Genomic DNA, 10,240 nt, shown 5'->3' on the forward strand with positions numbered 1-10,240 from the left:
CCGGCGCCGGGGAGGCCGCAACTCGGTAGGATTCAAGCATGGAAGCCGAGCAGCGAAACCCTGACCGTCCGCCGCTGGACCGGGCGGCCCTGACCGATCCTGCCTTCCTGGCCGGCAACGGGCTCGCCGGGGTGAGTGTGGTCGACTCCACCGGCTCCACCAACGCGGACCTGCTGCGCGGCGTCACCGTGGACCCGGCGGCGTATCCGGACCTGTCCGTGCTGACCGCCGAGCACCAGAGTGCGGCCCGCGGCCGGCTGGACCGGCACTGGGAGGCGCCCGCCCGCAGTTCGGTTTCCGTCTCGATTGTGCTCCGCCCGGTCAACGCCGACGGCCGGCCGCTGCCCACCGACTCCTACTCCTGGCTCTCGCTGCTGGCCGCGCTGGCGCTGCGCGAGGCCCTGCTGGAAACCGCCGGGATCCCGGCCGAACTCAAGTGGCCCAACGATGTGCTGGTGCGCGGGAAGAAGATCGCCGGCATCCTCGCCCAGCTGGGCCCCGTGGGCGACGGTGCCGTCCCGCCGGTGATCCTCGGCACCGGACTGAACGTCACCCTGACAGGCGCGGAGCTGCCGGTACCCACCGCCACGTCCGTGCTGCTGGAGAACCCCCGCACCGTGGACCGGACCGAGCTGCTCAAGAGCTACCTGTCCCGCTTCTGCACGCTGTACCGCGGGTTCTGCAACGCCGACGGCGACCCCGCCGCGGGCCTGGCCGGCGGACCCGCCCTGCACAAGCGGGTGGAGCACGTGCTCACCACCTTGGGCAAGCAGGTCAGGGCCCAGCTGCCCGGCGACCACGAGATCATCGGCCACGCCAGCCGGCTGGACGAGTACGGCTCGCTGCTGGTGGTGGACGAGCGCGGCCGGGAGCATGTGGTGACCGCCGGCGACGTCGTCCACCTGCGCCCGTGGAGCCCGCCCGGCACCGAAAGCGGCTATGCGTAAAGAGCTGTTCCCGGGCGAGCAGGTCATCGTGGCCACCCGCCCGCAGCCCCGGACCCTGATCGGACCGGCGCTGCTCCTGATCGTCGTAGCGGCCCTTACCGCCTACGCCTGCGCTTGGATCACCAAGGGCGGACCGGGCAAGCTGCTGCCGCTGGTGACCGCGGAATGGACGCCCTGGCTGACCGGGGCGTGCCTGGTGGTGGCCGCGTGGGCCGTGCTCTCCTACGGGCTGCCCCGGCTGGTGGCCTGGCAGGGCAGCCGCTACATCCTGACCAGCCGGCGCCTGGTGGCCCGCAACGGCATGCTCCGCCGCCGCGACCAGCAGGTTCCGCTCGTCGCAGTCCGTAATGTGTTTGTCGATCAGTCGTTGCTTCAGCGGAGCCTGCGGTCCGGGAATATATCCTTGGACACCGGGTACCCCGCAAACACGGTGATTCCCGACGTCCCGGAAGTCATGACCTTCCGGCGCTTCATCCTCGAGGCGATGGAAGAGCTTCCGGAGGGCGAAGTGATGAACGACGGCGGTACGGACGACGGCTCCGACGAATGGCCATGGGAGATGAGGGAAGGTGGACGAGATGACCGCTGAGAACGCGCACCCGGACACCGGACTCCTGGCTCCCGAGCCCTCCGACGTGCCCGACGCCGTCGTTGACCCCGCCGCCTTGGAGGCCGCGGTGCTGGACACGGCAGGCGACGCCGCTGCTGAAGGTGCCGCTGACGGCGCTGCTGTCGGGACAGTCGATCCCGAAACCCTGACCGACGACGCCGCCGATGCCGGTTCCGACCCGGCCGACGCCGATGCGGACGCCGCGGCGACCTCGGCCCGCGCCCAGGCCGTCGCCGCCCACCCCGCCACCGGCGCCATGTCGCCCGAACGGCTGGCCATCAAGGCCCTCGAACAGCGGCTGCTCGGCGGCGAACGCAAGCTCCGCCGCCGCGAGGTGGCCGCCGGGGCCGGCCTGTCCCTGCTCTCGGCCCGGAAGCTATGGCGCGCCCTCGGCTTCCCGAACCTCGGAGACGAGGACGTGGCCTTCACCGAGGCGGACCTGACCGCCCTGAACACCGTGGTGGGCCTGGTCCGCACCGGCACACTCACCGAGGAAGCGGCCATCTCCGTCACCCGCGCCATCGGCCAGATGACGGACCGCATGGTGGTCTGGCAGATCGAGGCCCTGGTCGAGGACATGGTCCACCAGCAGGGCGTCAGCGACGCCGTCGCCCGCAAGCAGCTGGTCGGCCAGCTGCCCGCCCTGGTGGACGCCCTCGAGGAGGTGCTCGTCTACTCCTGGCGCCGGCAGCTTAACGCGGGCGTGCAGCGCCTGGCCGTCCGCGCCGAGGCCGGACTGGCCTCCAGCGAGGAGGGCCGCGAGGGCGACGAGGACGACGCACCCCTGCCCCTGGCCCGCGCCGTCGGCTTCGCCGACCTGGTCTCCTACACCAGCCTCTCGCGCCGGATGAACGAGAAGACCCTGGCCCAGCTAGTGCAGCGGTTCGAAAACAAGTGCGCGGAGATCATCTCCGTGGGTGGCGGCCGCCTGGTCAAGACCGTGGGCGACGAAGTCCTCTATATTGCCGAGACCCCCGCCGCGGGCGCGGAGATCTCCCTGGCCCTCTCACAGGCCTTCAACGACGACGAGATCCTTCCCCAGGCCCGGGTGGCGATGGTCTGGGGTCGCATCCTCTCCAGGCTCGGCGACATCTACGGGCCCACCGTCAACCTGGCGGCCCGGCTGACAGCGCTCGCGGACCCCGGCACCGTGCTGGTGGACTCCATGACCGCCGCCGCCCTGGAGCACGACGAGCGCTTCGTCCTGCTGCCCCGGGAAGCCGAAAACGTGCGTGGTTTCGGCGAGATCCTGCCGGTGGAACTGCAGCGCGGACAGGGCAAGGGCCTGGTCCTGGACTAAGTCCCGGGGTTTCTAAAGTCGCCGGTCTTATGTCATAGTCGTGGAGGCCCAGCCGGGCCGGAGCCCACTGGGGGAGCCGCCGGCGGGCAGAGCTCCCCATCGCGCCGCCGCGGGCCGTTCGGTAGGCTGTCGCGGGGCGTAGAGCCCTGCCCGGGGCATCCGCCCGGAACCCAATGCCGCATTTTTTTTGAGGGACAACTGACGCCGTGACACGACTTCTGAGCACTCTGAAAGCCAGGAAACCGGGCTCCCTGCTGCCCCGTTTCCGGCGACTGAGCCGTGCCCGACGCCGCCTGCTCTCTGTTGTGGGGTTTGTGGTGTCGCTCGCCGTCCCGGTGGTGGCCGCGGTGCTGTACCCGGGTTTCAAGACCACTGAGGTGGATTTGAATGACGGCGGCGTCTGGGTGGTCTCGAAGTCGAAGAACGCCGTCGGCCGGTTGAATTACCCGTCCCGCGTGCTCGATGGTGCCGTGACGCCGGCGTCGACTTCTTTCGATGTCCTGCAGGATGCCGGCACGGTGTTCGTCGACGACGCCAACGGGGCGACGCTGAACCAGGTCTCCGCCGCGCAGATGCGCCTTGGCGGAGACCGGAAGCTGCCCGGATCCGCCGAGGTCAGCTTCGGCTCGAGGGTCATCGCCGTGACCGACCCGGCGAAGGGGTCGGTTTGGGCGCTCTCGCCGTCGTCGCTGAACAGTTTTGACCCGGAGAACGTGGAACCGGTGCTCCAGGGCGGCCAGGGCGTGGTCTCCGTCGTCGGCTCCGATGACCGGATCTACAGCGTCGACCCGAAGTCCGGGAAGGTCACGGTCACCGGTGTCGACACGGCCGGGAAGCCCACGGCGGACTCGCAGTCCGCCACCTGGGATGGGCTGAAGGGCGCCGGAACGGTGCAGCTGACCGTGGTGGGGGACCAGCCGGTGGTGCTCGACGCCGGCCGGTCAAAGCTGTTCCTGCCCGGCGGCCGGGAACTGGCGTTGGCGGATGCGAAGGATGCGAAGCTGCAGCAGCCCGGGCCGGGTTCGGACGCGGTGGCCGTGGCCACGCCGAAGGCGCTGCTGGAGGTCCCGCTGGACGGTTCGACGGCGCGGACGGTGACGTTCGGTGGTCAGGGGGTGCCGGCGGCGCCGGTGCAGCTGGGCGGTTGTGTGCACGCGGCCTGGTCCGGGGCGAACAAGTACGTCCGCGACTGCGTGAACAACGCGGACGATAAGACCTCCGACGTGCCCAAGGCCTCGGCGTCGCCGAGCTATGTTTTCCGAGTCAACCGGGACCTGGTGGTGCTCAACGATGTGAACTCCGGCAACGTGTGGCTGGTCAACCAGAACATGCAGCTGGTGAACAACTGGGACGACGTCATCCCGCCGAAGAACCAGTCCAACGACCAGGACCAGGAATCCGCGGACAACAACACCATCAACATCCTCCCGGACCGCACCAAGCCCAACCGGCCGCCGGAAACCAAGCCGGACACCGTGGGCGTGCGGCCCGGCCGCACCACCGTGCTCTCGGTCCTGGATAACGACTCCGACCCCGACGGCGACGTCCTCACCGCCTCCGTGGCCGGCAACGGCCCCAAATCCGGCAGCCTGGAGAGCATCTACGGCGGCACGGCCTTCCAGATCACCGTCCCGTCGGACGCTAAGCCCGGCACCGAAACCTTCGGCTACAACGCCGCGGACGGCCGCGGCCTGTCCGCCGCCGGCACCGTCACGCTCAGCGTCGTCGGCCCGGACGAGAACAAGCCCCCGCTGTTCAAGCGTGGCGAGCCCACCACCATGCTGGTGGAGCAGGGCAAGTCCGTCAGCCAGAACATCCTCACCGACTGGATGGACCCCGACGGCGATGACCTGGTGCTGCTGGACGCGAAGGCGGACAACGAGCAGGACCAGGTCAAGGTCCGCCGCGACGGCCTGCTCAGTTACCAGGACTCCGGCGCCGCCCCCGGCAAGAAGACCGTCACGGTCAGCGTCTGGGACGGCCGCGCCACCACCACCGGCAAGGTGATCGTCAACGTCCAGCCGCCCGGCGCCCTGCAGCCGGTGGTCAACGCGGACCACGTCACCGCCGTCGTCGGCCAGGACCTGGTGATCGCGCCGCTGAAGAACGACGTCGACCCCAACGGCGGCGCCCTGCGCCTGGCCCAGGTGGAAGCTGCAGGCCCGGCCCAGCTGGGTCCCGTGACCGACGGCGGAACCTTCACCTTCCGCAGCGACACCCCGGGTCCCGTCTACCTCACCTACATCGCCAGCAACGGCCCGCAAAGCACCCAGGGCCTCATCCGGGTGGACGTCGAATCCGGCAAGGACACCGGCAACCCGGTGGCCGTGCACGACGTCGCCCTCATGCCCACCGGCGGCAGCGTCCTGGTGGACCCGCTGGCCAACGACTCCGACCCGGCCGGCGGCGTCCTGGTGCTACAGTCCGTCCAGGTGCCGGAGAACTCCACCGCCTCGGTCAGCGTGATCGACCACAGCGTCCTGCGCGTCACCGACATCGTCGGCACGCGGGAACCGTTCACCTTCCGCTACACCATGTCCAACGGCAGCAAGTCCGCCACCGGCAGCGTCTCCGTGGTCCCGGTGCCCGCCCCGGCCGTGCTCGAGGCCCCGCAGCCGAAGCCGGACGAGGTCAACGTGCGCGTCAACGACGTCGTCACGATTCCGGTGCTGGCCAACGACACCCACCCTCAGGGCCAGAAACTCACGGTGGACCCAGTGCTCCCGCAGCCCGTCCCCGAGGCCGACGGCAAGAGCTTCGTCTCCGAGAACACCCTGCGGTTCATTGCAGGCCCCGTTCCGAAGACCGTCCGCGCCATTTACAACGCCGTGGACCCGCAGGGCCAGAAGAGCGCCGCCGCGGTCACCATCCACATCCTGCCGCTGGAGGGGGCACAGAACTCCCGCCCGCAGCCGAAGAACCTTACCGCCCGCGTGGTTGCCGCCGGCACCGTCCGGATCCCGGTGGAACTGGACGGCATCGACCCGGACGGCGATTCGGTCCAGCTGACCGGGATCGACAGTTCCCCGTCGATGGGCACGGCCACCGTGGGCAGCAACTTCATCGACTTCACCGCCGCCGGCGACGGCGCGGGTACGGACACCTTCCGCTACAAGGTGGTGGACCGGCAGGGCGCCGTGAACACCGGAACTGTCACGGTGGGCATCGCCCCGCGGGGGGATGTCAACCAGAAGCCCACACCCGTGGATGACGAGGTCAAGGTCCGGCCCGGCCGGCAGATCGCCGTCGACGCCCTGGGCAACGACACCGATCCCGACGGCGACCCGATCAAGATCCTCGCGAACGAGATCGAGGCCCCTCAGGAGCTGCAGGCCACCGTCAGCAAGCAGAGCGGCCGGATCATCGTGCTGGCGCCGGGGGAGGAGGGCACCACCAACGTCCGCTACACCGTGGCGGACGACCGCGGAGCCACCGCCCAGGCTTCGATCGCCGTGAAGGTCCTGAAGGACGTGCCGCTGCAGGCACCGATCGCCCGCGACGACCGGGTCACCTCCGCCCAGACGCTGGGCAAGACCGCCGTCGACGTGCCCGTGCTCAAAAACGACGAGGACCCCGACGGCGTCGGCGAGAACCTCAAGATCTCCACCGAGTCGCCCACCGCCCGGCCCGGCACCGACGGGAACGTGATCGTCGAACTGACCGAGGGGCCGCAGCTGATCCCCTACACCGTGGAGGACGTGGACGGGCTGAAGTCCACCGCCATCATCTGGGTCCCAGGCATCGGCCAGCAGGTTCCCACCCTCGCCAAGAACGACGTGATCGAGGTGGTCGCCGGGCAGTCCGTCACGGTCGACCTCAAGGAATGGGTCAAGGTCCGCGACGGCCGCTCGCCGCGGCTGACCCAGACGGACCGGATCAAGCTGATCGGCGCGGACGGCTCCGACCCGGTCGCGGGCGACGGCACCGCGCTGAAGTACACCGCCGGCCAGGACTACGTTGGCCCCGGATCACTGAGCTTTGAGGTCACCGACGGCTCCGGCCCGGACGACCCGGCCGGCCTGAAGTCCACCCTGAGCATCCGCACCAAGGTGCTCCCGGACCCCAACCGGAACAACCCGCCGGTGCTGCTGGGCAGCCAGGTGGACGTGCCCAAGGGCGACACCGCCAGCACCGACCTGGCCAAGCTCACCACCGACCCGGACGACGGTGACGTGGACGCCATGAAGTACGAACTCGCCGGCAACGCGCCCGCCGGGTTCGACGCCTCGATCGACGGCAAGACGCTCAAGGTCACGGTCAAGGACGGCACCGCCTCCGGCGCAACCGGCGCGGTCCAGGTGAAGGCCAAGGACCGCCGCGGCCTGGAATCGACGGCCACTTACCAGCTGACCGCGACGTCCTCCAACCGGCCCAAGCCGGTGGCCAACGACGACGTCGAGGAAAACGCCGCCGTCGGCAAGCCGGTGACGGTCAACGTGCTGGCCAACGACGCGAACCCGTTCCCGGAGACGCCGCTGAAGATCCTCGCCGCCACCGCGGAGACCGGCTCCGGCAACGTCTCCGTGGCCGGGGACAGCGTGCAGGTCACCCCGTCCGCGTCCGGCACCATGGTGGTGTCCTACACAGTAGGTGACAAGACCAACGACTCTGCCCGTTACTCGACGGCCCGGATCCGGCTCACCGTCAAGGACAAACCGCTGGCCCCCAGCACCCCGCAGGCCCAAAGCGTGGGGGACCGGACGGCGCTGCTGACCTGGACCCCGCCGGCCGACCGCGGCTCTCCGATCACCAAGTACACGGTGACAGGGGAGGGCGGCTTCCGCCAGGACTGCCCGGCCAATTCGTGCACCCTGAACGGGCTGACCAACAACACCAAGTACCATTTCACCGTCACGGCCACGAACGCCATCAACACCTCCGACCCGTCCCCGGCCTCCGCCGAGGTGCGACCGGACGTCAAGCCGGACACCCCGGCCGCGCCGACCCTGAAGTTCGGTGACAAGCAGCTGGCCGTGGCATGGACGGCGCCCGCCTCCAAGGGCTCGGCGATCAAGTCCTACGACCTGGAGATTTCGCCGGCCCCCGCGGGCCAGAATGCCCAGATCCAGAACCTGACCACCACCAGCTACGTCTGGAAAGGCCTGAAGAACGGCGTGGCCTACACGGTGCGGTTGCTGGCCCGGAACGACGCCAAGGACCCCTCGGAATGGAGCGCCTACTCGGCGCCGGAAACCCCCGCCGGCGTGCCCGTCACCCCGGCGGCGCCGAGCGCCAGCCAGGCCGGCTCGGTGGGTTCGCAGAGCCAGATGAAGGTCTCATGGGCCGCGCCGAACAACAACGGCGACGCGATCTCCACCTACACCCTCACCACACTGCGGGGCGGATCCGTGGTGAACACCCAGCAAGTCGCCGGCACCTCGCAGAACGTCACGGTGGACAATTCGGAGGCGAATTACACCTTCACGGTGGCGGCCACCAACAAGGCCGGCACCTCCGGTACCAGCCCGGGCTCGGCCCCGGTCCGGGCGGCCGGCAAGCCCGGCATGGTCAGCGGCGGCAGCGTGGCCGCGACCGGCAACAGCGGGGACCTGAAGGTCACCTTCACCCCGCTGACGCAGGCTCAGCGCAACGGCTCCACCGCCTCGGAGATTGCCTACCGGTGGAACACCGCTTACGGCTCCGGGCCGATCAACGCGGGCGGCGGCACCATCGGCGGCCAGCCCAACGGCAGGAACGTCACGGTGAACATTATTGCGGTGTCCACCAAGAACAACGTCTCCGGAGACGCCCAGGCCATCGGCTCTGCCGTCCCCTACGGTCCCCCAGGGGTGCCGAACGTCAACGGCGGCACGTCGCAGCCGGGCGACGGACAGGTGCACTGGACCTGGTCCCAGCCCGCCGACAACGGCAAGCCGATCGTCCGCTACGAGGTCAGTTACGATGGCGGCGGCTGGACCGGCGTGGGGCTGAACCGCAGCTACGACCACAACGCCGGCGGCTGGGACAAGCGGCACACCCTGGCCGTCCGGGCCTGCAACGACACCAGCTGCGGCGGCTCCGGCAGCGCCGCCTCGACCTCCGGGTCTGACCCCGCGCCGCCGCCGGCGCTGTCCCAGATCCAGGCCCACAACAGCACCTGCCCGGGCAAGCCCGGCGAGCCGGACACCTATAACCCGAGCGGCCCCACCTGCGGCGTCGGCTGGGTCCGGAACTCCGAGGGCAGGTTGGATGTCAACTGCACCAAGGACATCTACGGCAACGGCACCCCGTGGTACCGCGTGACCGAGGGAAGCCACCCGGGCTGGTTCGTGAAGTCCACCACGGTAGACCTGTATGGTCCGAAGCCCGGCGGCTGCTGATGGCCGACACCGCCTCGAACGCCGGCCGCCGCCGGGAATCCCTCCAGGCCGCCCCACCCATGAACCAACCGATCCAGAAGAGGACCACGCCATGACCATGACCACCGAACAGGCCGAGTGGTTTGCCGGCACTTTCGAAAAGCTCGTCGCCAACGTCGGCCAGGCCGTCCTCGGCAAGGAGCACGTCATCCGGCTGACCTTCACGGCCATGCTGGCCGAGGGGCACGTGCTCTTCGAGGACGCCCCCGGCACCGGCAAGACCTCCCTGGCCCGGGCCCTCGCCGCCACCGTGCAGGGCTCGAACAGCCGCATCCAGTTCACCCCGGACCTGCTGCCCTCCGACGTCACCGGCGTGACCATCTACGACCAGAAGACGCAGAAGTTCGAGTTCCACAAGGGCCCGATCTTCAGCAACATCGTCCTGGCCGACGAGATCAACCGCGCCTCGCCGAAAACCCAGTCTGCGCTGCTGGAGGTCATGGAGGAGTCCCGCGTGACCGTGGATGGCACCACCTACGAGGCCGGCCGGCCGTTCATGGTGATGGCCACCCAGAACCCGATCGAGCAGGCCGGCACCTACCGGCTGCCGGAGGCGCAGCTGGACCGCTTCCTGATCAAGACCTCCATCGGCTACCCGGACCACGCCTCCACGGTGCAGCTGCTCGGCGGCGCCAACCTCAAGGACCGGTCCAAGGAGATCACCGCCGTGATCACCACCCAGGCCGTCGCGGACATGGCCGATCTGGCCGCCACCACGCACGTGGACACCGCGGTGCTCGAATACATTTCCCGGCTCTGCGAGGAGACCCGCAACGCGGCGGAGACCCGCCTGGGCGTCTCCGTCCGCGGCGCCCTCGCGATGGTCCGCGCCGCCAAGGTCTGGGCCGCCGCCCAAGGCCGCAACTTCGTCCTGCCCGACGACGTCAAGGACCTCGCCGCCGTCGTCTGGACCCACCGCCTGGTCATGGACCCGGAAGCGGAATTCTCCGGCGCCACCGCCGACGCCGTGCTCACCCGGGTGCTGGCCGACGTCGCCGCCCCGCAGCAGCGCGCCGCCGTCTAA

At 69.7% G+C, this 10,240-nt stretch carries 5 protein-coding genes; all 5 read left to right on the forward strand.

The features are described from left to right. Window positions 1–38: 38 nt before the first annotated feature. The 5 genes from AB0O44_RS10005 (at window position 39) to AB0O44_RS10025 (ending at window position 10,240) form a co-directional block, all read left to right on the forward strand. Complete coding sequence (locus AB0O44_RS10005; protein ID WP_364136972.1) at window positions 39–947, forward strand: biotin--[acetyl-CoA-carboxylase] ligase; 909 nt, start codon at window positions 39–41, stop codon at window positions 945–947. Beyond that, window positions 940–1,536 (forward strand): PH domain-containing protein, encoded by a 597-nt coding sequence (locus AB0O44_RS10010; RefSeq protein ID WP_364136974.1) that lies wholly within the window; start codon window positions 940–942, stop codon window positions 1,534–1,536. The genes AB0O44_RS10005 and AB0O44_RS10010 overlap by 8 nt, the downstream gene beginning before the upstream one ends. Further along, window positions 1,526–2,857 (forward strand): adenylate/guanylate cyclase domain-containing protein, encoded by a 1,332-nt coding sequence (locus AB0O44_RS10015; protein ID WP_364136976.1) that lies wholly within the window; start codon window positions 1,526–1,528, stop codon window positions 2,855–2,857. The genes AB0O44_RS10010 and AB0O44_RS10015 overlap by 11 nt, the downstream gene beginning before the upstream one ends. Window positions 2,858–3,174: 317 nt before the next feature. Continuing rightward, window positions 3,175–9,177 carry an Ig-like domain-containing protein gene (locus tag AB0O44_RS10020; RefSeq protein WP_364136978.1) on the forward strand — a complete coding sequence of 2,001 codons (6,003 nt, stop codon included), beginning with the start codon at window positions 3,175–3,177 and terminating at the stop codon, window positions 9,175–9,177. A gap of 91 nt (window positions 9,178–9,268) precedes the next feature. Further along, window positions 9,269–10,240, forward strand: a complete 972-nt coding sequence (locus AB0O44_RS10025) for a MoxR family ATPase (protein ID WP_364136980.1) — start codon at window positions 9,269–9,271, stop codon at window positions 10,238–10,240.

Origin of the sequence: Arthrobacter sp. NPDC080082, assembly GCF_040686595.1 — a bacterium.
Lineage (GTDB): Bacteria > Actinomycetota > Actinomycetes > Actinomycetales > Micrococcaceae > Arthrobacter.